General features: G+C 40.0%; 23 protein-coding genes. 18 read left to right on the top strand and 5 right to left on the bottom strand.

The window, feature by feature from the left end; translation table 11 throughout:
* Positions 1–19 precede the first annotated feature (19 nt).
* The 10 genes from QQJ93_RS05320 (at position 20) to QQJ93_RS05275 (ending at position 9,817) form a co-directional block, all read left to right on the top strand.
* Positions 20–730, top strand: a complete 711-nt coding sequence (locus QQJ93_RS05320) for an ATP-dependent zinc protease family protein (RefSeq protein WP_089124441.1) — start codon at positions 20–22, stop codon at positions 728–730.
* 92 nt (positions 731–822) lie between these two features.
* The gene (gloA2, locus tag QQJ93_RS05315; protein WP_089124440.1) at positions 823–1,206 is read left to right on the top strand and encodes an SMU1112c/YaeR family gloxylase I-like metalloprotein; all 384 of its coding nucleotides are present in this window, start codon (positions 823–825) and stop codon (positions 1,204–1,206) included.
* Positions 1,207–1,223: 17 nt separating this feature from the next.
* Positions 1,224–2,708 (top strand): cobyric acid synthase, encoded by a 1,485-nt coding sequence (locus QQJ93_RS05310; RefSeq protein WP_089124439.1) that lies wholly within the window; start codon positions 1,224–1,226, stop codon positions 2,706–2,708.
* A gap of 94 nt (positions 2,709–2,802) precedes the next feature.
* Entirely contained in the window at positions 2,803–3,597 is a 795-nt protein-coding gene (modA, locus tag QQJ93_RS05305) for a molybdate ABC transporter substrate-binding protein (RefSeq protein ID WP_284186040.1), read from the top strand.
* A gap of 52 nt (positions 3,598–3,649) precedes the next feature.
* Positions 3,650–4,381 (top strand): molybdate ABC transporter permease subunit, encoded by a 732-nt coding sequence (modB, locus tag QQJ93_RS05300; RefSeq protein ID WP_089124564.1) that lies wholly within the window; start codon positions 3,650–3,652, stop codon positions 4,379–4,381.
* A complete protein-coding gene (modC, locus tag QQJ93_RS05295) occupies positions 4,378–5,502 on the top strand; it encodes a molybdenum ABC transporter ATP-binding protein ModC (protein ID WP_089124438.1) in 1,125 nt (374 codons plus the stop codon). Before modB ends, modC begins: the two co-directional genes overlap by 4 nt.
* Before the next feature lie 130 nt (positions 5,503–5,632).
* Positions 5,633–5,803, top strand: coding sequence for a hypothetical protein (locus QQJ93_RS05290; protein WP_160117517.1), 171 nt, complete (start codon positions 5,633–5,635; stop codon positions 5,801–5,803).
* Positions 5,796–6,644, top strand: a complete 849-nt coding sequence (locus QQJ93_RS05285; RefSeq protein WP_089124437.1) for an HAD-IIB family hydrolase — start codon at positions 5,796–5,798, stop codon at positions 6,642–6,644. Before QQJ93_RS05290 ends, QQJ93_RS05285 begins: the two co-directional genes overlap by 8 nt.
* Positions 6,645–6,836: 192 nt before the next feature.
* Positions 6,837–8,060, top strand: a complete 1,224-nt coding sequence (locus QQJ93_RS05280) for a glycosyltransferase family protein (RefSeq protein ID WP_089124436.1) — start codon at positions 6,837–6,839, stop codon at positions 8,058–8,060.
* Between the two features lie 2 nt (positions 8,061–8,062).
* On the top strand, positions 8,063–9,817 hold the full coding sequence (locus tag QQJ93_RS05275; RefSeq protein WP_089124435.1) for a sugar phosphorylase: 1,755 nt from the start codon (positions 8,063–8,065) through the stop codon (positions 9,815–9,817).
* 71 nt (positions 9,818–9,888) lie between these two features.
* Here the strand turns inward: QQJ93_RS05275 and QQJ93_RS05270 are convergent, their stop codons facing one another.
* Positions 9,889–10,188, bottom strand: a complete 300-nt coding sequence (locus QQJ93_RS05270; RefSeq protein WP_089124434.1) for a monooxygenase — start codon at positions 10,186–10,188, stop codon at positions 9,889–9,891.
* Between the two features lie 84 nt (positions 10,189–10,272).
* Positions 10,273–11,307, bottom strand: a complete 1,035-nt coding sequence (locus tag QQJ93_RS05265; protein WP_160117516.1) for a helix-turn-helix transcriptional regulator — start codon at positions 11,305–11,307, stop codon at positions 10,273–10,275.
* Between the two features lie 237 nt (positions 11,308–11,544).
* On the opposite strand from QQJ93_RS05265, the gene QQJ93_RS05260 reads away from it, so the two are divergent.
* The 6 genes from QQJ93_RS05260 (at position 11,545) to QQJ93_RS05235 (ending at position 17,454) form a co-directional block, all read left to right on the top strand.
* On the top strand, positions 11,545–13,482 hold the full coding sequence (locus QQJ93_RS05260) for a TonB-dependent siderophore receptor (RefSeq protein WP_089124563.1): 1,938 nt from the start codon (positions 11,545–11,547) through the stop codon (positions 13,480–13,482).
* A 69-nt stretch (positions 13,483–13,551) separates the two neighbouring features.
* Positions 13,552–13,839 (top strand): DUF2218 domain-containing protein, encoded by a 288-nt coding sequence (locus QQJ93_RS05255; protein ID WP_089124432.1) that lies wholly within the window; start codon positions 13,552–13,554, stop codon positions 13,837–13,839.
* A gap of 98 nt (positions 13,840–13,937) precedes the next feature.
* On the top strand, positions 13,938–14,471 hold the full coding sequence (gene mog / locus QQJ93_RS05250) for a molybdopterin adenylyltransferase (protein WP_089124431.1): 534 nt from the start codon (positions 13,938–13,940) through the stop codon (positions 14,469–14,471).
* Between the two features lie 480 nt (positions 14,472–14,951).
* Positions 14,952–15,416 (top strand): hypothetical protein, encoded by a 465-nt coding sequence (locus tag QQJ93_RS05245; protein WP_089124430.1) that lies wholly within the window; start codon positions 14,952–14,954, stop codon positions 15,414–15,416.
* Positions 15,417–15,549: 133 nt separating this feature from the next.
* Positions 15,550–16,149 (top strand): class I SAM-dependent methyltransferase, encoded by a 600-nt coding sequence (locus QQJ93_RS05240; protein ID WP_089124429.1) that lies wholly within the window; start codon positions 15,550–15,552, stop codon positions 16,147–16,149.
* Between the two features lie 219 nt (positions 16,150–16,368).
* On the top strand, positions 16,369–17,454 hold the full coding sequence (locus QQJ93_RS05235) for an endonuclease/exonuclease/phosphatase family protein (protein ID WP_284186039.1): 1,086 nt from the start codon (positions 16,369–16,371) through the stop codon (positions 17,452–17,454).
* 49 nt (positions 17,455–17,503) lie between these two features.
* Here the strand turns inward: QQJ93_RS05235 and QQJ93_RS05230 are convergent, their stop codons facing one another.
* From QQJ93_RS05230 to QQJ93_RS05220, 3 genes are all read right to left on the bottom strand, one after another.
* Positions 17,504–20,077 (bottom strand): MMPL family transporter, encoded by a 2,574-nt coding sequence (locus QQJ93_RS05230; RefSeq protein WP_089124427.1) that lies wholly within the window; start codon positions 20,075–20,077, stop codon positions 17,504–17,506.
* Positions 20,078–20,275: 198 nt separating this feature from the next.
* On the bottom strand, positions 20,276–20,734 hold the full coding sequence (locus QQJ93_RS05225) for a DUF3069 domain-containing protein (RefSeq protein ID WP_089124426.1): 459 nt from the start codon (positions 20,732–20,734) through the stop codon (positions 20,276–20,278).
* Between the two features lie 61 nt (positions 20,735–20,795).
* On the bottom strand, positions 20,796–22,247 hold the full coding sequence (locus tag QQJ93_RS05220) for a protein adenylyltransferase SelO (protein WP_089124425.1): 1,452 nt from the start codon (positions 22,245–22,247) through the stop codon (positions 20,796–20,798).
* Between the two features lie 147 nt (positions 22,248–22,394).
* Between QQJ93_RS05220 and QQJ93_RS05215 the strand changes: the two genes are divergently transcribed.
* A complete protein-coding gene (locus QQJ93_RS05215) occupies positions 22,395–23,378 on the top strand; it encodes a Solitary outer membrane autotransporter beta-barrel domain (RefSeq protein ID WP_089124424.1) in 984 nt (327 codons plus the stop codon).
* Between the two features lie 88 nt (positions 23,379–23,466).
* Complete coding sequence (locus QQJ93_RS05210; RefSeq protein ID WP_089124423.1) at positions 23,467–23,742, top strand: HlyU family transcriptional regulator; 276 nt, start codon at positions 23,467–23,469, stop codon at positions 23,740–23,742.
* Positions 23,743–24,037: the final 295 nt, after the last annotated feature.

Genomic DNA, 24,037 nt, shown 5'->3' with positions numbered 1-24,037 from the left:
AAATAAAAGGTTATTAAACATGAAAAAATGGGGCTTTTTTCTTCCTGCACTAATGTCTGTTGTTATGGTTGGTTGTTCAACAACGCCTGAACAACCAGCAGATAAACCAGATACAAGCAAAGCTGAAACGACTCAACCGGAAAATGCGGCAACGACTCAGCCAGCAGAAAAGCCAGAGTCAGAGCTTTCGCCTATGGAGAAACACCCAAATGTGAAACCTAAGCCAATGCCGACGGTGAAGCCAAAGCAACCAAAAGCACCTGAAACGGTTTCTGTTGGTGAAAAAAATGCTGACGGCAAATTAATTTTAGGTCAAAAAGAGTGGGTTCATATTGAAGGTTTAGATGTCAATGTGGTTGCACGTATCGATACTGGTGCAACAACGTCCTCAGTCAGTGCGATTGATATCGTTGCTTTTGAGCGTGATGGAAAAAAATGGGTGAAGTTCAAACTTGCTCATGATGGTAAAGAATCAAAAGAATTAGAGCTACCAGTGATATCAACTAAATTTATTCGTCAATCAAGTTCAGATGAAACGTTTGAACGTTATGTGGTTGAAGGCTGGATCAAAGTCGGTGACTTAAAAGTAAAAACCCCATTTACGCTAGCGGATCGTACTCACATGGATTTTGGATTGTTACTCGGTCGTAGTTTCTTCCGTGATGTAGCGATTGTCGATGTTAGCCGTGAATTTGTTCAACCTAAAGTTTCATTAGACGCGAGCAAGTAATCACTGTATTTCATTATTACTTGTGATGACGAGTTCTAAAGCCTCCAGAGTTGGGGGCTTTTTTCTATCTGTGCTATTTATGAGGAAATGAAATGTTTAATCAAATTGATCATATTGCGATTATTTGCTCTGACTATTTAAAGTCTAAGCATTTCTATTCGGAAGTTTTGCAATTTAAGATCATAGAAGAAACTTATCGTGAAACGCGTGATTCTTATAAGTTAGATTTACAAGTTTCTTCTACCACTCAAATAGAACTGTTTTCTTTTCCTAACCCACCAACACGAGTTGACTATCCTGAAGCTTGTGGGTTACGTCATTTAGCTTTTTCTGTCGATGATATCGAGCAATGTATTGCTTATCTTGAGTCACATAATGTGGTGTGTGAACCGATCCGAATGGATGAGCTTACCGGCAAACACTTTACCTTCTTTAAAGATCCTGATGGTCTACCACTAGAACTTTATCAATCTTAAGCACTGGCGGATCTACTATGTTAAAACCGATGCAAGCGTTAATGGTACAGGGTACAACTTCCGATGCAGGAAAAAGCGTGCTGGTGGCAGGGCTATGTCGCGTGTTGATGCGCAAAGGCATTTCAGTTGCCCCATTTAAATCTCAAAATATGGCATTGAATAGTGCGGTAACAAAAGATGGAGGGGAAATTGGTCGAGCACAAGCATTACAAGCTTTTGCTTGTGGTGTTGAGCCTAGTGTCCACATGAATCCCATTCTCTTAAAACCCAATACTGATATGAAAGCGCAGATTATCGTACAAGGTAAAGCGCTACCAACAGAAGCAATTTTGGGCAACCTATCTTATAAAAATTACACCATGCCTTACGTGTTAGATTCTTTCGCCCAACTGAATCAGAAGTTTGATTGTATCTTGATTGAAGGTGCGGGAAGTCCAGCAGAAATTAATCTGCGAGAAAATGATATTGCTAATATGGGGTTTGCAGAAGAAGCCGATGTTCCCGTGATCATTGTGGCAGATATTGATCGAGGTGGTGTGTTTGCGCACTTGTATGGCACGCTTGCGTTATTATCTCAATCAGAGCAAGACCGGGTGATTGGGTTTGTAATCAACCGTTTTCGTGGCGATATTGAACTGTTAAACCCAGGATTAGATTGGTTAGAACAAAAAACAGGTAAGCCAGTGATTGGAGTATTACCGTATTTACATGGTTTAGAGCTTGATGCAGAAGACGCTGTTGATAGCCAACAAACAAAAAATGAGCAAACTAAGCTCACTGTATTTGTGCCAGTTTTACCTCGCATGAGTAATCACACTGATTTTGATATGTTTAAACATCATCCGGAGATTGATTTTCAGTTTCGTTATCAAGGTCAAAGTCTGACGGGAGCAGATCTGATTATTTTACCGGGTAGTAAATCTGTACGTGCCGATCTGGATTTTTTACAGCAACAAGGCTGGCACAAAGAGATTGAAAAGCATTTGCGTTATGGCGGTAAATTAGTCGGTATTTGTGGTGGTTATCAAATGTTGGGGAAAACTATAGCAGATCCTGATGGCATTGAAGGACCCAGTGGGACTGCCGATGGACTAGGTTATTTAGATATAACAACAGAACTCAAACCCCATAAATCATTAATACAAGTAACAGGCACTATATCTTTAATAGAAGGAAAAGTCGCTCCTATTATTGGTTATGAAATTCATGCAGGTGAGACGCTTGTTGATTTACAGCAACCTATATCAATAAACACTGATTCAGGTGGTAAAAAATATGATGGTGCTATATCGGATGATGGTATGATCTTTGGTACTTATTGCCACGGTATCTTTGACGCACCACAAGCCTTTACACATATTGTTGAATGGGCATGGGGAATTGATTTGCAGCCAATTACTAGCCGTGAGCATCAGCAAATCAAATCGCTGGATCGTTTAGCAGATAGTATTGAGCAAGATTTAAATCTCGCCTTACTTTGGCCGGAACTATTTTCTAGATAAAGTGATGTTAAGATTTTTAAGCCATAATGAATATACTCAAGTGAATTCTGCATTTTGAAGTTACTTGGGTATAAACACCAACGTAGAGACTGCCATGAAAAAAATATTCACGAAAAAACCATTCATGAAAAAGTTAGCACTTTGCACTTTAGGCTTATCGGCTTTGTGTTCATCACTCCAAGTGCTTGCGGCTGACATTAATGTTTATGCGGCATCATCAATGACGGATGTCATGAAAGAGTTAGGGCAAAAGTATCAAGCTGAAACTGGTGATACATTAGTACCTGTGTTTGCCGGCTCATCCACCTTAGCACGTCAAATCGAGCAAGGTGCACCGGCCGATGTGTTTATTTCAGCAAACCCGAAATGGATGACTTATCTTGAAGATAAAGGCATGACGACCAACGATCAAGTTATGGATCTGGTAGGTAATAGCCTAGTTTTGATTGGTTCTGAAGAGGTAAAAAATGCGCAAGTCGATGCGGGCACTTTTAAAGAATTACCCAAGTTATTGGGCGAACATCGCTTAGCAGTAGGGGAAACCCAAAGTGTTCCAGCAGGGATGTATGCAAAAGAAAGCTTTGAAAATATGGGCTTATGGTCAGTTTTGTCTTCTAAAATCGCCCCAAGCAGCAATGTTCGTTTAACGATGTCATTAGTTGAACGTGGGGAGGCACCATTTGGTGTTGTTTATAAAACCGATGCATTGATGAGTAAAAAAGTTTCCATTATTCAAACTTTCCCAGAAAGTACCCATTCACCGATTGTTTATCCAGCGGTCGCGTTGAATGATAAAGCGACGAGCCAAGCTTTCTTTAACTTTTTAAAAAGCCAGCAAGCAAGCGACACATTTATAAAGTACGGGTTTACGCCGCTTGTCGCTCATTAATTCGTGGCCCCATGAGCTAACTACTTCAGAATCAATAGAAGGATAACCAGTGATCTTGTCTGATTACGAAATTAGCGCCTTATTACTTAGCTTAAAAGTTTCCTCAATCGCAGTTCTCTGGTTACTGCCTGTTGGGGTTTTCTTTTCCTGGCTGCTTGTTACCAAGGAATTTTGGGGTAAAAAGTTACTCGATAGTTTGATTCACCTCCCTTTAGTTCTTCCTCCGGTTGTGATTGGTTATATGCTCCTTTTAACCATGGGTAGAAAGGGCGTTATTGGGGAATGGTTGTTCGATACCTTTGGTTTAGTGTTTAGTTTTAACTGGAAAGGTGCCGCATTGGCATCGGCAGTCGTGGCTTTACCGTTAATGGTGCGCTCGATTCGATTAAGTCTTATGAATGTTGATCCTAAACTCGAACAAGCTGCTAGAACGCTTGGAGCATCGCCATTTCGAGTATTCATGACAATCACGTTGCCGTTGGTATTACCGGGGGTGATCACCGGTGCGATGCTATCATTTGCTCGTAGTTTAGGGGAGTTTGGCGCCACGATCAGCTTTGTGGCGAACATTCCTAATCAAACACAAACTTTGCCATTGGCGATGTACAACTTTATCCAAACGCCCGGTGCGGAGTTTCAAGCTGCTCGTCTATGTGTTATTTCGATAGTGATTGCGTTGTTATCTTTGCTTTGCTCTGAATGGTTAACTCAAAAAACACAGAAAAGACTAGGCGTTTCTAGTGCTTACAGTACTCGTACCTCCAAGAATGGAGGCCAAGCATGATTGATTTAAATTTTAAGCAGCGTTTTCCTGACTTTGAGTTAGATATCCAAGCTCAGGTACCGAGTTCTGGAATTACCGCTATTTTTGGCCGTTCAGGCGCAGGAAAAACCAGTATCATCAATGCCATTAGTGGATTGAAAAATCCAGATTCTGGATCGATAAGTATTAACCAACGAGTATTGTTTGACTCACAACAAGCTATCAACCTTGCCATTGAAAAACGAGATATAGGTTATGTGTTTCAGGAATCTCGGTTATTTCCTCACTATAAAGTGAAAGGCAATTTACTCTATGGTGTTAAAAATCAGGCTTATTTGGGCAAGAGTGAGTTACCGCGTAACTTTAATCAAGTGGTTGATCTTTTAGGGTTATCTGAATTATTGGATCGTTATCCAGCTGATTTATCGGGTGGCGAAAAACAACGCTGTGCGATAGCGAGAGCCTTGTTGTCAGAGCCCAAAGTATTGTTGATGGATGAGCCATTAGCATCTTTAGATTTGCCGAGAAAAAAAGAAGTAATGCCGTTTTTAGAATCGTTAGCGCAAGAGATTCAAATTCCAATTTTGTATGTTACGCATAGTCTGGATGAGATTCTTCACCTAGCAGACCACATGCTATTAATGGATTCAGGTAGAGTAGTTGATTCTGGCGATATAGAGAGGATGTGGGCATCAAGTGCATTTAAACCTTGGCATGATGAAGCAGATTTGAGCACGATATTTAAAGGTGTCATTAAGCAACATCACCAACGTTATGCACTAACGTATGTAGAAATTGCGCCAAGTTGTGGTGTTTGGATGTCGGGTATTGACGCTAATGTTGATGAATCCGTTAGAATTCGTATTCACGCCAGCGATGTATCGTTAACCTTATCAAAATCAACAGACACATCGATTCGGAACATCCTGCCTGCACAAGTTATAGAACTCGCGCCAGTGACGGACCCTGCGTTGCCTGTTTCGATTTGTTTAGCGATAGGTGAAAGTGAGGTTGAACATTATCTTTGGGCCAATATTACTGCTTGGGCCTATGAAGATTTACAGCTTGAGATCGGGCAGAAGGTATATGCACAAATCAAGGGCGTGAAAATGACTAACAAAGATATGGCAATTCGAAAATAAACAGCACTACAAAAAACTTAATGGCCTGAATGGAAACGTTCAGGCCATTTTTGTATTTGTAAGGTTAAAATACCAGTGGCACGCTTCTTGAATTACTTTTATTAAGTGTTTAACACAAGGAGCAACAACTATGTGGTTATCATTATATTTTTCATCATTAAATGACGTAATGGATGAACATAAGGTCATTTATAGTGCAAGTCCTTATGGTATGCCGGTTGTTGTGCACCATATTGATGCAAATAAGCAGGCAGGGGCTAAAGTTGACTTGCTTGTAAAGTCAGAGACGTTTAATGCGTAAACTCGACCAGCAACTCATTATCTTTAGCGACTTAGACGGCACCTTACTTGATCATAATGATTACAGTATTGATGCCGTTGTTCCTGTTCTCAACAAGTTAACTCAGCGTAGTGTTGATGTTATTCCAACCACTAGCAAAACCTTTTCCGAACTGCAATTCATCATGCCTAAGTTAGGTTTAAATACTCCTTTCATTATTGAGAATGGAGCTGCGGTGTTTATTCCTAAAACGATACTAATGTCTCAGCCTGAAGGTACTGAATCGATTCAAGACTATTGGCAAAAATCCTTTACTCAGCCACGTAGTCACTGGCAAGCATCTATTGAACAAGCTAAACGCCAATTTGAAGGATGCTTTAGTTTGATGACCGAGATGTCGGCAACTGAAGTTGCGGAGCTAACGGGCTTAACTGAAAAAGAAGCACAACGTGCATTGCAACGTAACTATAGTGAGCCGATTAGCTGGCATGGCAGCGTTGAACAAGAACAGTGCTTTATCGAGTTTATGCAGCAGTGTGGTGCAACAGTATTAAAAGGCGGCCGCTTTTTACACATCGGCGGCTGCGCTCAAAAGGGCATCGCAATGGAGTGGCTTATGAATGTTTATCAGAGAGATCTTTTACAACAAACAGGACAACAGAAAGATTGGTTTAGTATCGCGCTAGGGGATAGCGGTAATGATATCAGCATGCTCGAATCAGCGGATATCGCTGTTCGTATTCGTTCAGAGCATCATGACTTTCCGATTCTTTCTCGTGAACAAGGGGTAATTGATAGTGATAGTTATGGCCCAACGGGCTGGGCAGAGTGTATGAGTAAAATCTTAGAACTGAATCAGTAATATAAATATACCCAAGTATGAAGAATATATACCCAAAGCAATTGGAGTTGCAGTGAGGCGACAAGTGAATGAAGCCCCATGAGAATAGCTTGTCTATGTGATTGGGGAGAATGAACGCCGACAACAAAGCTGCAGCTTCAAGTACTACGGGTATAAACAGACTTTAATTTCGCATGGAATGCAGGAGGCATCATGGCTGACTTTTATCAAAACGGTATCGTGACAACATTACACAACTTGTCTGAACGGCCAGTGGAAGAATTGGAAGCAGAGCTCATGTCATTTGCCGACCAACGTTCCATGGGATTGATTCTACCTTCTTTATTTTCAGAGTTAGAAGGCGAGGCGCTTCCAAAAATTGTCGAAGAATTAAAGAGCGTTCCATACTTATCTCAGATAGTAATTGGCCTAGATAGAGCTGATGAAGCGCAATATAAACATGCTTTATCTTTCTTTAAAGATTTACCTCAGCATCACCGCGTTTTGTGGAATGATGGGCCTCGTTTACAAGCTCTAGATAAAGAATTAGCAGCGTTAGGTTTAGCCCCTAAAGAGCTAGGGAAAGGCCGTAATGTCTGGTATTGCATGGGTTATGTTCTGGCTACAGGGAAAGCTGAATCAGTTGCACTGCATGACTGTGACATTGTCACTTATAAACGTGATTTATTGGCACGTTTGATTTACCCCGTTGCCAATCCGCGTTTTAATTATGAATTTTGTAAAGGCTACTACGCACGAGTCGCCAATGGAAAAATGAATGGCCGAGTGGCACGTTTATTGGTGACGCCATTATTAAAAGCGCTTAAACGAGTGACCGACCAAAATGCCTATCTTGATTATATGGATAGCTTTAAATACTCATTAGCAGGTGAGTTTTCATTCCGCCGAGATGTACTGAGTGATATTCGTATCCCAAGCGATTGGGGATTAGAAATCGGTGTGTTGTCAGAAATGCATCGTAACTATGCTAGCAATCGTCTATGCCAGGTTGATATCGCTAAAACTTACGATCACAAGCATCAAGATTTATCTTTAGATTCCACTGATGGTGGATTATCTAAAATGTCGATCGATATTACCAAATCTCTATTTCGTAAACTGGCGACCCAAGGCGAAACCTTTAATACCGAAGGCTTTCGTTCACTTAAAGCCACTTACTACCGCATTGCGCTCGATTTTGTTGAAGCCTACCACAACGATGCCTTAATGAATGGGTTAACGTTGGATGTTCATCTGGAAGAGAAAGCGGTTGAAATGTTTGCCCAAAATATTATGACCGCAGGGCAAAGCTTTTTAGATAACCCTATGGAAACGCCATTTATTCCGAGTTGGAACCGCGTCGTCAGTGCCATGCCTGATGTCATGGAACGATTAAAAGAGGCGGTAGAATTAGATCAACAAGAATTCGGGGGCTAAGTATGACATCATCAAATCTATTAGCGGATAAAATTTGCCATCATTTAGACGTGATCTACCAAGGTATAGAATTACCAATTGAGCATAAAACATTAGCCAATCAACTAATAAGTACCATGCGTCTATCTCCTAATTTAGAAACTGCTATGCCAATGGCGGTATCGCAATCTCTGTGGACTGAGAAAGATACCATCATGATCACCTACGGCGATAGCTTGCTGCAAAGCGGTGAAACGCCTCTGAAAACCTTAAAATCCTTTCTCAATCAATATTGTCAGCCTCACATCAATGGCGTGCATATTCTGCCTTTTTTCCCATATAGCTCAGATGATGGTTTCTCGGTGATTGATTATTCGAGTGTCAATGAAGGCTTGGGCGACTGGGTAGATATTGAAGCGATTTCCAGTGAGTTTAATTTGATGTCAGATTTAGTGATTAACCACTGTTCAGCAAGGAGTGCTTGGTTTCAAAATTTCATGAAGAGCGAAGGTATTGGTCATGATTATTTTTATACCGCTGCACCCGATATTGATACCAAACAAGTAGTGCGGCCCAGAACCTCTGATTTACTCAAAGAAGTGGAAACCGCGCAGGGTACCCAATATGTTTGGTGTACTTTTAGTCATGATCAAGTCGATTTTGATTTCCGTAACCCAGAAGTATTAAAAGCCTTTGTCGAGATCATTCGTCAATATATCGATCATGGTATCCGCACCTTTAGGCTCGATGCAGTGGCCTTTTTATGGAAAGAACTTGGCACGAGCTGTATCAACCTCGATCAAACCCATGAAGTGATCCGTCTATTACGCAGTTTGATTGAACAAGCCTGCCCGCAAGCGATCATTATTACTGAAACCAACATCCCTAACCATGAAAACCTGACTTATTTCGGCAATGCCAATGAAGCGCACGCCATATATAACTTCTCGTTGCCGCCGCTACTGGTGAATACATTAATTACCGGCAACGGCGATCATCTTAAACGTTGGATGATGGGAATGCCTCCCGCACAGCAAGGTACGACTTACTTTAACTTTATTGCCTCACACGATGGAATCGGGCTTAGGCCAGCAGAAGGGTTATTACAAGAAAATGAAATTAACGTATTAGTCAATACCATGCAATCGTTCGGTGGTTTGGTGTCATGGCGTACTACAGAAAATGGTGATCGTAAGCCCTATGAAATTAATATCGCCTTATTTGATGCCCTGCAGGGTACGCAAGCAGGGCCTGATAAGTATGGTATCGACCGCTTTATTTGCGCGCATGCGATCATGTTGGCAATGGAGGGCATTCCGGGGATCTATATTCACAGCTTGCTTGGTACGGGAAATGATTACGATAAAGTGGAGAACACCAATCAAAATCGCTCGATTAACCGTCATCGCTGGGAATTCTCGCAACTGCAAGATCTACTGTCCCAACCACATACTCAACATCATCAGGTATTAAAACGCTTGATGCATTTAATCGAGCTGCGAACTGAGCAAGCCGCTTTCCATCCCAACGCGGTGCAATTTACACTACATCTAGGTGGACAGCTATTTGGTTTCTGGCGTCAAAGCATGGATAGAAGGCAAAGCATTTTCTGTGTCAGTAATATTAGCCTTGAGACTCAGATATTAAACTTAGCTGATATGAACTTGATCCAAACTGATAATTGGAAAGATCTATTAAGTGGACAAGAAATCACAGAATCTTTAGCTTCGATAGAATTAAAACCCTATCAAACCGTTTGGATTGCCAACTACAAATAAAAATCACTTCGCTGCTGTCTATTGTTGTATTTCATTAACTAGGGTAGCGAAGTGATGCTTAGGGTTGTGGTTTATAAACCTTTATTGATGTGCGATAGCTTCTTATTTACGTTAAAAAATTTCGCGTGAACTTTTTGTACGCCAAATTTTTTTAGGCGAGCTGAGTGCATATCTAAATAAGCTTGTGCAGAAGCTTTATCTTCAAATAAGTATATTCCGCCGGCTTCTTTTTGTTCTTGATTTTCAGTCCAAATTTTACTGATAAAACCTGGCTCTTGATTAATTGATTCCGCTAAGTCTTGGAGCGCGTCAGACATGTCATGGCCAAATGGACCTTCAAAAGAAAAATGAACTTGTAGTAGTGTGGTCATAGATATCTCTTTAATAGAGTTGTAGTTAACTAATAGTTTGTATACGCATATATTAATAGCAAGGTATCTTGATGAAATCTACGTTTATAATTGTTTATCTAAAGGGTCTTTACGGATCTTATCTACCCATTGATTAGGTGTTAAACCAAACATTTTTTTAAAGGCAATTGTAAAATTAGCAGGGTGATGATATTGAGCATCATAAGCGGCTTGGGTCACTGTACAATCAGTCAGCTTTAGCTGCTGTTTTGCAAACTCTAATCTTTTCTGTCGTACATAACTTAAAACTGTTAAACCTAATTGTTGTTTAAATTTAGTTTGTAAGCTGCTTACACTTAATGCGCAATTTTTAGCAATTTTATCTAAGCAAAGTTCCTCATTTAAGTGTGCATTAATGTAGTGAAGAATGGATTTCATCTCATCTTGAAAATTATGTGCAACAGGAAGGTTTGAAGTATGAGAACTTTGTTTATTCAATTGCGGAATCATTACTTCAAATAGTTGTTGAATTAACATTTGAGCTTGCAAGTCAAACTGTTGCAAAGGTAAGAAAGCTTTAGGTGGTGAGGTCGAAATTAAGCGTTGAGCGGCCTCTATGATTTCGTCGGTTAATTGAAATGATTGATGGGCCAAATGTTGTGATAAAAAATGATTTAATTGAGATGCTCCAATTGAATTAACTCGTTGTTTGAACCATTTCGGTTCGAGAATAATATTCAATTTTTCTATATGATTATGTTCATTAATGCGTCGATGAAAGGTAGATTCTTGCTTTAAATTGACGACTAATCCAATACCGTTTTGAGTTTGAGAGGATTGAGAAGAAAGATGAAAGGCTTGATTGTCATAACCAAATGCTAGCTCTCCTTCCAATAATAAGGTGAAAATGACACTTGCAGGGGTACTCGACATGGTATTCATTGCCATCCACTCATCCGTTTTCCCACCATGTAATATGAAGCCAGTAGGGGATTGATAAGATAAAAATTTCCCTGTGACTAAAGGGGTTGTGTGGCGCTCCGAAATAACGGCGTCTTGACCATGCTGAGTCACTAGTTGAGTAAAAACCACATGACTAGGTGTCGTTAAACGATGGTTATTATTCTTACCTAGACCCATTATGATCATCCTTCATGATTTCTTATTCCTCATAAATCAAATGCGATTTTGCATAAGTATATTTTCTTCAATTCCTTGGCATTCACTATATCATCATTGCGAATGATTATCATTTGATTGTTTGTCTATAAAGGAATTTTAAACATGGAAACAACATTCAAACTTAAAGCAAAAACTTTGAGTATAGGCATCACCTCCCTTGGATTCAGTTTTATTTATGGCGTTAATGCCGCAGAGATGAAAGAAGTTGATTCTGAGTCTCAAACACATTTTGAAGAAGTCACGGTCTGGGGAGCAAAAGTATCAAGCAGTAGTCAGCAACTAGGTTCGGATGATCTATCCCTTAAACAAGCTGATCATCTTTCTGACTTATTACGTGATATTCCAGGGGTTGACGTGGGTGGTACTCATTCGGTTAACCAACGCATTAATATTCGTGGATTGAATGAATCAGATTTGGATATTCGATTAGATGGTGCTTCACAACATGCCAATATGTTTCATCATATTGGCAACCTAACCATCAACCCAGACATCATTAAGTCTGCCGATATTCAAGTGGGTGCAAACTCGGTGACATCGGGTGGCTTAGGCGGTTCGGTGTATTTTGAAACCAAAGATGCTAAAGATTTACTTCGCTCTGGTGAGCAATACGGTGCAAGGGTATTCGGAGGATATGGCAGTAATGCTTACTCACAAGGCTCTTTAACGGCTTACGGGCTTTTAGGTGATCACTTCGATGGCATGGTCTATGTCTATGGTATTGATCGAGATAATTTTGAAGATGGAAATGGAGATGAAACAATAGGTTCAGACGGTACGATAGGGAATATGCTGGCAAAAATAGGTTGGGATATCAACGACAGCAATCGACTTGAGTTAAGTTACGATTACTATCGAGATAAGGGTGATTATAGTCCACGTCCTGATATGTCAGGTTCGGCTAACCACGGACTTTCTGATCAAACCTTACTACCAACGAAGTATACTCGTAATACGTACACTCTAGGCTATCAAATTAATAATGGTTCTAGATTCCAGCTTGATTCAACACTCTATTATAACCAAACCGAAATTAATCGTGATGAATCCAATATTACAGTAGGTTGGCCTGCTGATCGTTTGACGGATAATACAGCAACAAACACGAACACTGGTGCGAATGTAAAGGCGCAATCTAATTTCACGGTGTTAGGTTTAGAAAACCAGCTCACGTATGGTGGTGAATATAACCAGCAAAAAAGTGAAAGTGAATATGGCAGTAGCTATAACATGAGCGAAAAAATGACAACATCTGCTTTATTTATTGAAGAAAAACTTTATTTAGTTCCAAGTTTTTCTGTGACTGCTGGTTTGCGTTACGACTATAGCCAACGAGATGCAGTAACTGGTGATGATTCATTTGACCAACTGGGTTGGGGCTTAGGTGCTGAATGGGCGGTAACTGAACATTGGACATTTTTTGCCTCATCTCGTAGCTTGTATGAAGCACCAGAATTACTTGAAACCTTTGTGAAATACCAAGATGTAACAACCTTAGATTCGAATGTTAAACCTCAAACTGGCATGAATACCCAAGGTGGTTTTAAATTCCGTTATCAAGCTGGCAAACATTTTGTTGGCTCAAACTTTACAGTATTTAAAACCCAATTAGATGACTACTTGGTACAAGAATATCAATCTTCTACTAGTGGTTATTTAATTACTAATGATGGTGATGCTGAAATCACCGGGTTTGAAGCAAGCGTGAACTATGGTTATGACATGTTCAACTCTAAACTGTCGTATTCGAAGTCTGATAATGAAAATAAAACCAATGACACACCTATATTATTTAATGGGCGTAGTTCTGATATGGGTGACAGCATTGCACTTAATTTAGATTACCTTGCAGTGGATATTGATACTTTGTTTGGATGGTCATCACAATGGGTGCTTGAAGAGGATAATGTACTCTCTGGTACACCAACGAAAGATAGCTACGATGTGCATAATATATACGCACAATGGGTGCCAACTTACGTTGATGGTTTAACTATTACGGTTGGTATAGATAATATCTTCAATGAAGAATATGCCTCACATGCTTCTAGGACTGGTTATGCTCGTGGTATCGATTTAACCGATTATGAGCCGGGTCGAAATTATAAAATCTCAGCTGCATACCAATTTTAAAACAACATAAAACTAAGAGGTAATGATGTATTTCGTTGCCTCTTAATTATTGATATTAAAGAGATAATTATGATGAAGCTATGGGCAAATGTTGAGACAGTGAAAGCAGAAAAGTATCAAACCGTTATGGCTAGACATTTTCAACGAAAAGTTGAGGTGGTATGGAATGAGAATGAAGCCTGTGTGTATTTTCCAACTGGAATAGGGTATTTAACGGTAACGGACAATTTACTTCAAATCCGTTGTGAAAGTGAAACAGAAGAAAAGCTTAAGATAGTTCAATCTGTTTTAGAAAGTCATTTTCATCAATTTACTCACCGAGAAAATTTAGCCTTGGAATGGCATACTTTAAAGTGACGTAACAAATAAATCGATCGTAAACTTATGTTCATTTTGGTTGTTAAAAGGTATCTTAGCGTCTTTATAAAGAAACATGAAACAAGAGGTTTATTGGAATGAGTAAGGCAAAAATCGGCATTGTTACCGTCAGTGATCGTGCGAGCCAAGGTGTGTATGATGATCTTTCTGGGCAAGCGATTATCGATACTTTAAATGAGTACCTGACTTCGGAATGGCAACCGGTTTACCAAATCATCCCAGATGAACAAGACCAAATCGAAGCGATGCTTGCTAAAATGGTTGATGAAGACGGTTGTAGCCTAGTGGTTACCACTGGCGGTACTGGCCCGGCAAAACGTGATGTGACGCCAGAAGCCACAGAAGCGGTGTGTGATCGTATGATGCCTGGTTTCGGTGAGTTAATGCGAGCGGAATCACTCAAATTTGTTCCTACGGCAATATTATCACGTCAAACGGCCGGCCTACGTGGCAGCAGCTTAATTGTAAACTTACCGGGTAAACCAAAATCAATCCGTGAATGTTTAGATGCAGTCTTCCCTGCAATTCCTTATTGCATCGACTTAATGGAAGGGCCATTCCTAGAATGCGATGAAAGCGTAATTAAGCCGTTTAGACCGAAAGCGAAGTAGTACTACGTAATAAAATTACCCTTTGGATTAATAGTAGAAAATCTATTAGTCCAAAGGGCTTTTAGTAAAGCCAAATTTGCTACCAATCACATGCGTATATAGCTCTTTTTTTACCGCACTTCTTAATTTCTTCTTAAACGCATTTCACAATTAACTCGCTAAATCCTGCTCACGCTTTCTACATCGCATAAAATTTGCTAAATGCTTTAAAAAAACATCATTAGAGTATCTTATGATGATAAATGAATTGATTAGCAGTGAACGTGTTGAAATAACCTGTGGGTTTATCCGTGTTTCTTGCTAATACACTGTTATAAAACCAAGGGAGAGACATGGGGAATCCAATAATAGCAAATGATCCAAACAAACATGTGGCGCCTAAGAATTGTGTTACTCCTCGCAATGTGATCTTTTGTGCATATAAAGCTAATTGGTAAGGCAATAGTCTATAAATAGGCTTACTAATTAAGGATATGTGTCATGTATTTCTGGAACATTGAAGCGCTTAAGCGCCGAATAGGTTCAAATCTCTTAAATGAAACTGATAGGTTTATATACGCTTTCATCAATATTATTTTTGGTGTTATTGCGTTTGAATTTTTTTATGTGTTCATGCCGGAAAATCCTTCAATATATGACCGATTAACGTCACTTTTAAATATATTAATAGTCGCGGTGGGTACTTATTTGGCATACAAAGCAAACGGTGCGGCCAAAGGTGAAGATTTCTTAGGGCGTTTTTTTAGTTTGAGTTTCGTCGTAACCATTCGTTTTAGTGTATTGTTAATGCCAGTTCTTATAGTTTTATCTATTTTTGAATCTTTGCTGTCAGGTTACGGCGAAGGTTTTACGAGCAATCTATTACAAGTGCTAGTATTCGCCTTTTGGACTATCTTATTGTATGCAAACATTATTAAGCACATTATCCAAGTTCGCGCCACATAACAAACTACGCAAGGAGATTCGCAAGTTAGCCATTTGTGGTTTGCATTAAGTTCGGTGATTATGGTGTTATGCGATGAGTAGGTTTGTTGCTCACCTTTTAGCAGGGCGTTGTTAGGCTTCAAGGAGTATTTCGATGAAACCTGTAGATATAGGAAAAGCATATGATCAAATTACTCATCTCTGGGAGAGTAATAGATTTAATATGAATAATGGTATCGAACCGCATAAAAGGGCAATAACCTTTACGAAAGAGCGTGGAAATGCCTTAGAAATTGGATGTGGTTGTACAGGACGTTTTATTGAACTTATGAAAATTGAGGGCTTTAAACCCTTTGGTATCGATGTTTCAGAAAAGATGCTTCGTTTGGCTAGCGCTAAACATCCTGATGTTGAGTTTGTCCAAGCAGATATTTGTGAGTACAAGTTACCTGTAAAATATGATTTTATTACTGCTTGGGACAGTATATGGCACATTCCATTAACTGAACAACAAAGTGTTCTAACTAAAATCATAGATAGCTTAAATGTTGGTGGAGTATTTATTTTTTCGTTCGGTGGTACAGCAGAGGCTGGCTCACATACAGATGACTTTATGGGACCTGAGGTCTATTACTCTTCGCTAGGAACGAGTGGCTTTTTGAAGTTGTTCATAGACCTTAAGTGTAATATCAAGCATTTAGAGTTTGACCAATATCCTGAGTTACACACATACCTTATTGTAGAAAAAACCTAATAAGGGCTATGGCGTCAATAGCTAAATTTTAATTCTATTTTCATCCCACATGACGCCATCTCTAGCATCAAATATAAGATGACAACGATCTTTCTCACATAGGCAATAATTGTATCTAAATCTGTAGTAATAAAAGACGTAGCGCCTTATAGCATTTGCGGTGGTAATCCAGCAGTTCACATTAAACAAATGAAATAATCTAAGTTAGGGATATAGATAGTGGATATATTGATTTATATAGTGACAGGATTGATTGTTGGAGCGACTCTGCTTCCTATATCTCGTCATCCACATTGGATTGTTAGAGGAATGGACTTTCCTCGGATGCAGCTCGCAATCTGTGCCGCATTACTGATATTGCTGCAACTGAGCACTCTTAACCATTCTGAGCCTCAAACTTGGTTAATTATCATCACCACAACACTATGTTTGATTTGGCAGCTTTGGTGGATTTTGCCCTATACCAAACTATGGCCAGTTGAAGTTCATGCAAACCAAACCGTCGATGCAACTCGTCAACTTAGTATCTTAACTGCTAATGTGCTGACTCCGAATAGAGATGCCCATAAACTGGTTGAGCTGGTAAATCAATATCAGCCTGATGTACTGGTGACGCTTGAATCGGATCAATGGTGGGAAAACCAATTAGAATGCCTTGAAGCGGATATGCCTGAAACCATGAAGTGTCCCTTGGATAATCTTTATGGCATGCATGTGTATTCGAGATTGCCATTGCATGAGAAAGAAATTGCTTACCTAGTTGAAGATGATATCCCATCGATGCATACGCTTGTAGAGTTGCCGACTGGTGACTTGGTGCGAATGCACTTTCTACACCCAGCGCCGCCAAGCCCCACTGAAAATCCAGAATCAGCAGAGCGTGATGCCGAATTAATCATAGTCGCGCGTAGTGTGGGAGATAGCGATCAGCCAATCATTGTTACCGGTGACTTAAATGATGTTGCATGGTCTCGAACGACCCGTTTATTTCGCAAACTGAGTGGATTACTTGATCCTAGGGTAGGTAGAGGAATGTTTAATACTTTTCATGTGAAATATCCGTTACTTCGCTGGCCGCTAGATCACCTTTTCCACAGTGAGCACTTTACCGTTCAGAGCATCCAAAGATTGCCGTCTATTGGTTCGGATCACTTCCCGTTGTTTTCTCGTTTGGCTTTCACACCGGTTAAAGGTAAAGGGCAAGATGGTTTGAGTGCCGATCAGGATGATAAGGCATTCGCGACGTCGATTACCCAGTCTCAGAATGTTACTAAGGAAGATGTGCCTACACCCGCAATAAAATAGAGTGGTAAGTTAATAGCCATATTTTTGTGCTATGGCTATTAACTTATTCTTATTCGTTATTTTTTTTCACACTAAATAGCAATGCGGGTAGAACCGTTAGGCTATAAATCAGCAAGAACCCAATCGCAATGGTGAGTAAGAAACCAATACTGAACATACCGCGATGATCGGCCAACAGTAATGAACCGAAAGTCACAATGGTCGTGAGCGAGCTTAATATAGCGGCTTTTGGTGTTGAGGATGAATAGAAGGCTTTTACTGAACCTACCTCACGGAAACGTTCCACAATATGAATACCGTTATCTACGCCTAAACCGAAGATCAATGGGATCACTATGATGTTAGCCATGTTAAGTGAAAAACCACTCCAATGGGCGACAGCCATGGTTGATAGGGTTGTCAGCAGTAGTGGAATAAAACTCAGTACTACATCTCTCTTATGCTTCAAAGCAAACAATAACACTAGCGCAATGAGGGCTAATGAATAGCAAGTGGCCTGAATGAAGGCTTGAGTAATAATTTTGCCGACTTGTTGCTCGGCGACTGGGCGTCCAGTGGCATTAGGTGCAACTGCCTGTACTGCATCAATAAACCTATTTAACTGTTTTACATCTCTCATATCGCCAGATGGATAAGCAACTACCAATGCGTAATCTTGATTGTAATAACGCTGAGCAAGCTGTGTTGGAATGTCATCAAGAGTAGCGGGTGACGCTTGCATCATTTGCATAAAACCTTGCTGCATTTGAGCTAAAGGTTGCAGGGCTTGCAGCGAAATCGCCTGATAAATTTCAGGTTCCTTAGCCGTTTTTAACCAATTCAATGTGTGGCTTGAAAGGGCATCTTTATAAGGTGAGGTTTCTAGGTTTTGTGCAAGCTGTATCGGTGTGATGCCTTTAGCTTCAGGCGATGCCGGTCGATTCATCACTTGTGACAATGTCACCAACTTGCTGTTGCGGTCTTGAGGCAAGAAGGAATTAATTGACAGTGCATTGCTGACTTCAGGGAGTTTGGCAAGTTGTTGTTGCCACTGTTGTGCTTGTGCCGGCGTTTTTGCCAACATCATCATTTGGTAGCTTGAAGTTAAGCCTTGTTGCTGGATTTCTTCTAGGGTGTTTACTGATTCTGATTTTGGTGACTTAAGCACTAAGGTTGAGAAATCGAATTTCATTTGGCTAGCACCAATTCCCGTGATTACCAACAATACTAACGCAATTCCAATCACTAATTTATGATGCTCAACTAGCCAATAACCCTCATCGCTATGCTTTTGTTCCATGACTTTTGGTTTGCTTTTGGGGTAGCCAAACAGGAAGAAAAATACTGGGATAACGGTAAAAGTTGCCACTAAGCCCATCAACATGCCTGCGGCAGAAATAATACCGAGTTCGGCAAGCCCAGTATAAGCGGTAGGGGAAAAGCCTAAAAAGCCGATTGCAGAAGTTAAAGCGCATAAACTGAGTGGGGTTAATGTTTCGCGAATAGAGGTGAGTAAGGTGGCTTGGTTATTTGCATGTAAGCCTTGTTCTTCACGAATGCGTAAACAAAAATGAATAGAGAAGTCGACACCTAGACCGATGAACATGACCAAGAACACAATGGAAATCGTATTGTAGTTGCCAACCAGCCATAAACCTAGAGCAAGCGTCCAAACTAAGCCTACAATCACCGCAACATAACTTGCCGCGATAATGCGCAGTGAGCGAATACCAAAGCCTAAAACCACAATTAAGCCAATTAAAGACATAGTGCCGGCTAGTTTTACACTGTGGTTTGCATCTTTAATTTCATCGAAATCTAAGGCGGTTTGTCCTGTTAAGCGAATTTGAACGCTCGACACATCATTATATTGGCGAATAATGTTCTGCGCGGTTTCCATGATGAAGCGGTTAGGCTCTTTTTGAGAGCGATCTGGTTCGGCATTAATCGAAATGATTTGATAGCTTGTGTGTTTATCTTCAGGAAAAAGTAATGAAAACCAGTTTACACCTTGAGTGGTTGTATCTTGCTGATGATTCACTGGTTGGGTTGAATCAGCGACTTGATTCAATGCTTGTATTAATAAACGTGCAGCATTGTCATCCTTGGACTCTATTGCTTGATTAAGCTGAGCCAAGAGTTGTTGAGCCGATAAATCTGGATCGATTTGTGATTGGCTCATGCTAGCGCGTTGTAGTCTTGGCATTAATGAGGTTAGGTTTTGCGTGAAACTTTTAAATTCCTGGTCGGATAAAAACCATAGCGCTTGTTGTTTTAGCCAAGGTAGTGTCGACGGTGCAAATACATCTTTAAAGCTAGGTTGCTTTGAGAAATCGTTGGTTAAGCTTTCGGTGATTTGCTGAACTTGTTGGCGATCATCGCCAGACACTACCACCACAAGAGAGCTTTCCGAGTCACCAAAGGCTTTGGTCGTTTTATCTAGGTTATCTCGCCAAGGGGCATCTTGTTTGACTAAATGATTGAGATCCGAATCAACGGAAAAGTGTTTTTGGCTGTATATCACACTGATATAAGTAGTAATGCAGATAAGTAATAGGCCAATCCAATAAGGCCACGATTGAAGTGTAAATCTTTTTGTATGAGGATCTGAGTTGGAATGCTGAGAAAGAGTCATGGGCTTCATTAGAGGGTCTTTATTGAGAATAAAAGAGTATACAACCTATTTTGAGCGGAGAAAAATTCGTGATGATTATGTGTTTCTATAAGTTATTGATATGGTGATGGTGTTATTGGTGGGGGGTTATGAAGTTAATAGTGAAGACAATAAAAAACGCTGACATCGGTCAGCGTTATTTTTATCAACTATAGAAGCCTTTTGTAATTAAGCTTGTTCTGCAAAGATTTCCATAAAGTCTTTTTTCAAGATAGGGTCACGGCGTGCTTTTTTAAGCTGCTTAACCATATCTTTTACGCAGTTCTGTAACACTTTATCTAGTAGGCTTGCGCGATACTCTTGTTGCTCTTCTTCGGTCATATCGTCACGCATTTTTAGAGTTTCGAACTCTTGCATGAAATCAATAGCGGCAAAAGTTTGGCCGACAGAAATCAAAGCATGGAATTGCTCGAAATTATCTAAAATGTTCTGAGCACTGCCTGGTAGATCATCCCAAACATCACGAACGGCTTCTTCTGAAACCTCATGAATTGAAGTAACCATAGGTACCGCTTGCTCTGGTACTTGCTCGAATTCGATAAGGTGGCGAAGCTCTGGTGAATAAGTGCTTAGATCAATGGCTTCCACTGACTCTTCTGTAACATTTGCTTCTTGTTGTTCTGACATAAGGAAACCTCATTTAATTCTGCACAATCGTGCTGCTAAGCCTGCATTATGGATAAGCTTGCTACGAAGAGCAACTGATCTCAAGTTCATGTGCCCAAGAAGGCGGCAGATTTGAATATTGATCATACTCTGGCTGATCATCATAAGGGTTTTGTAGCAAGATAAATAATGTTTCTACTTCAGAGTAGTCTCCATCTTCTGCTTTATCGATAGCGATTTGAGCGAGATGGTTGCGAAGAATGTATTTAGGGTTGTGAGTTCTCATTTCTTCGCAGCGTTCAGCATCGCTTTGTGTTTCTAGAGTTAGTCGCTGCTGGTATTGCCCTAACCAGATTTTCGCCGCTTCACGATCTAAGACTAAATCGATTACTGGCTGAATGCCTTGGCTATCAAGCATAGAAAGCTGACGGAAAAAACGAGTGTAGTCGACTTTGTTTTTGGCTAGTAGAGCGAACATCTCACCAAATAACTCAGGATCTTGTTCTTGCTTGGTTTGTAATCCAATTTTCTGACGCATCAAACTGCTGAATTCACGATTGAGTTCTGGCTCATAAAGTGCGAGAGCTTCATCTAAATCGCTTCGCTCAATCAATGGTGATAAGGAGTGAGCAAGGGCAGTTAAGTTCCATAATCCAATATTCGGTTGATTGGCGAAGGAGTAACGACCTTGGTAATCAGAATGGTTGCAGATAAAGCTTGGGTCATAGTTATCTAAAAATCCAAATGGACCGAAATCGAAAGTTTGCCCTAGTATCGACATGTTATCGGTATTTAATACTCCATGTGAAAACCCAAAAGCATTCCATTTGGCAAATAATTGAGCGGTAGAAATAACCACTTGTTGTAGCATGGCCACGTAAGGTTTTTCCTGTTGTTGGCATTCGGGAAAATGATTGCTTAAAGTATGTTCAACAAGCTCTTTAAGTTGTTCGTGTTGACCGGTATAAAAGCAATGTTCGAAATGACCAAACCGAATATGACTTTCAGCTAGGCGAATACAAATTGCACCTGTTTCAGTTTTTTCTCGATAAACTAGCGTTTCACTATTGATTAACCCCAGCGCGCGCGTGGTGGGAATACCTAAGTGATGCAAGGCTTCAGAACACAAATATTCACGAATGCTAGAACGAAGAACTGCTCGGCCATCGCCTTGGCGAGAAAAGGGAGTTAAGCCAGCACCTTTGACATGAATGTCGTAGCGACGCCCATCGTTTGCTTTGATTTCTGCCATCAATAAACCTCGACCATCACCTAGATCGGGGTTGTAATAACCAAACTGATGGCCGGCATATTTCATCGCAATAGGTTTAAATTCTTCAGGAAGTGTAATACCTGAGAAAGCATCAAGCATTTCTGCATTAGGCTCAGTGGGTAGTTGGAGTGATTCAGCAAATTCGCTGTTCCAATGAACCCAATGAGGATTGCTTAACTGTGACGGTGTAACCTGTTGGTGTAAGGATTCAGATAATCCATGAAAATGATAACTAAACTGTGCGCTAGACCAAGATGACATAACGGAATCCCCTTTATTTTGTCTAGATAAATTAGCATACTTACTTGGGTATATAACACCGAGAGAAATTAAGGTTAAGCAATACTCTTCACCTCATTGCCCATTTTGATTGAAATGGGAGCCATTAATTTATTATAAGGATTATCAGTGACGTCAGTTTTATCGGCATGGTTTGTTGGTTCTATTATTTATTTTGCCGTGATTTTATCTGCACAAGCTGATGAGGAGATCCGATCTCGAGCCCAGCAAAATTTTGCCACCGCAGTGGTACTAACTGATAGCGATGCGATTCAATTTGGGGTGCAGAATTTTAACCCTAATTCCATTACACCATTTAATAATGATGATATGGGAGACGATGATTCTCTTGATTTGAGGAACAAAGTTGCCGTCACTAGTTTTCCTTATTCTTGGGAGCTAAATAGCCCAAGCCCACAAGTCAAACATGAAATTGCCGTTCGTGCTTCCTATGTCCATTTTGAAAATAAAATATCTCTAGACAGCCGACCTGATTTGCCTGCCGATAGCGACGTTAATGAAGTTTATGATGCTTTCTTTGAATATCGCCTTATCTACAACATTACCGATTCTTGGAATATTAAGTATGGTTTAGGTAATCATTTTATGTATTTCAAAAATAAGCATTCTTATAACAGCCGAGAAAGTGAGCAGTTAAAACCTTTTTTAGATGGTTATGCCTATAATACATCGAGCCGTTCTTATATTGCTGAGCCGAACATTGAGTTGAATTACGAGTTGAACCGAAAATGGGGCTATTGGAAATACACATCATCCTTTAACTACTTTTACGGAAAAGTTTGGGATAAAAAGCGTGAATATGATTTTGGTAACCCGAAAGGTTGGTACATGGTTAATGGCTTAAAAGCGAATTATAACCTAACCAATTGGGATGGATACATACCCTCAGCTTATACTAGCTTTAAGCGTATTGATTTAAAGGGAGATCCTGAGGCTTCCTTTGGTACGGACAACTATTACGAATTTTCGGTAGGGCTACTGCTGACGCCGCCTATATTTAAAGACTACATCGATAATGTCGGAATCGGGATTAATATGAATTACGGTAGTGCCTTAAAAGGTGGAAGTTTGGTTTTATTTTTTAATGAGTAAAGATCGCATAGTCGATATGTTTGGATTAAGCTCCCAAAGGGTAAGTTCAAACAAATGATGTATAGAGAATTATAAAGAGGATAGAGCATTGGGATTTTTGTCGAAGTTATTTGGCGGCAGCAAAGCGCAAGTCAAAAAAGAAGTGGAGCCAATTGAGTACAATGGCTTTTTAATTTATCCAGAACCTGTCGCAGAGGGTGGTCAATTTCGAATCGCTGGACAAATAACCAAAGAAATTGATGGTGAGGTTAAGAGTCATCGCTTTATACGTTCAGATGTATTGTCTTCTGAATCAGATGCTTGTGAATTAATGGTTAAAAAATCAAAAGTGCTTATTGACCAGTCATCGGGTGATGTTTTTTAATCTAATTGAATGTTTAATAGGCATTATATGGTGTATCACAGGAAAGTTTCCTAAACAAATGCATGGCGTGCATATCAGGTATGACCTGTTATTGTGATCAATCTGTTGTTTTTTTACGTCATAAGAGTGAGAATCGTCAAACTTAGAGTTATATGTCATATAAAAATGTTTTTTTATTACATTGAACTTACGGTTACTATCGTTAACGATTATCTATCAGATACGAGGCCTTTACGGAAAGGTCGTGCTCTGAAATAAGTTAATAATGGTGAACTACAAATTTATCGTGCCAATG

The organism is Vibrio algivorus (assembly GCF_030161215.1).
GTDB classification, from domain to species: domain Bacteria; phylum Pseudomonadota; class Gammaproteobacteria; order Enterobacterales; family Vibrionaceae; genus Vibrio; species Vibrio algivorus.
The sequence above is the reverse complement of the archived record's forward strand: the minus strand, read 5'-3'. Positions and strand labels throughout refer to the sequence as shown.

Coding starts and splice junctions, on each gene's coding strand:
- QQJ93_RS05320 (WP_089124441.1), top strand. CDS start 20: ATGAAAAAATGGGGCTTTTTTCTTCCTGCACTAATGTCTGTTGTTATG.
- QQJ93_RS05230 (WP_089124427.1), bottom strand. CDS start 20,077: ATGAAGCCCATGACTCTTTCTCAGCATTCCAACTCAGATCCTCATACA.
- modC (WP_089124438.1), top strand. CDS start 4,378: ATGATTGATTTAAATTTTAAGCAGCGTTTTCCTGACTTTGAGTTAGAT.
- QQJ93_RS05240 (WP_089124429.1), top strand. CDS start 15,550: ATGAAACCTGTAGATATAGGAAAAGCATATGATCAAATTACTCATCTC.
- QQJ93_RS05275 (WP_089124435.1), top strand. CDS start 8,063: ATGACATCATCAAATCTATTAGCGGATAAAATTTGCCATCATTTAGAC.
- QQJ93_RS05285 (WP_089124437.1), top strand. CDS start 5,796: ATGCGTAAACTCGACCAGCAACTCATTATCTTTAGCGACTTAGACGGC.
- QQJ93_RS05225 (WP_089124426.1), bottom strand. CDS start 20,734: ATGTCAGAACAACAAGAAGCAAATGTTACAGAAGAGTCAGTGGAAGCC.
- QQJ93_RS05280 (WP_089124436.1), top strand. CDS start 6,837: ATGGCTGACTTTTATCAAAACGGTATCGTGACAACATTACACAACTTG.
- QQJ93_RS05270 (WP_089124434.1), bottom strand. CDS start 10,188: ATGACCACACTACTACAAGTTCATTTTTCTTTTGAAGGTCCATTTGGC.
- gloA2 (WP_089124440.1), top strand. CDS start 823: ATGTTTAATCAAATTGATCATATTGCGATTATTTGCTCTGACTATTTA.
- QQJ93_RS05265 (WP_160117516.1), bottom strand. CDS start 11,307: ATGGGTCTAGGTAAGAATAATAACCATCGTTTAACGACACCTAGTCAT.
- QQJ93_RS05310 (WP_089124439.1), top strand. CDS start 1,224: ATGTTAAAACCGATGCAAGCGTTAATGGTACAGGGTACAACTTCCGAT.
- QQJ93_RS05290 (WP_160117517.1), top strand. CDS start 5,633: ATGTGGTTATCATTATATTTTTCATCATTAAATGACGTAATGGATGAA.
- QQJ93_RS05255 (WP_089124432.1), top strand. CDS start 13,552: ATGATGAAGCTATGGGCAAATGTTGAGACAGTGAAAGCAGAAAAGTAT.
- QQJ93_RS05245 (WP_089124430.1), top strand. CDS start 14,952: ATGTATTTCTGGAACATTGAAGCGCTTAAGCGCCGAATAGGTTCAAAT.
- modA (WP_284186040.1), top strand. CDS start 2,803: ATGAAAAAAATATTCACGAAAAAACCATTCATGAAAAAGTTAGCACTT.
- QQJ93_RS05260 (WP_089124563.1), top strand. CDS start 11,545: ATGAAAGAAGTTGATTCTGAGTCTCAAACACATTTTGAAGAAGTCACG.
- QQJ93_RS05220 (WP_089124425.1), bottom strand. CDS start 22,247: ATGTCATCTTGGTCTAGCGCACAGTTTAGTTATCATTTTCATGGATTA.
- mog (WP_089124431.1), top strand. CDS start 13,938: ATGAGTAAGGCAAAAATCGGCATTGTTACCGTCAGTGATCGTGCGAGC.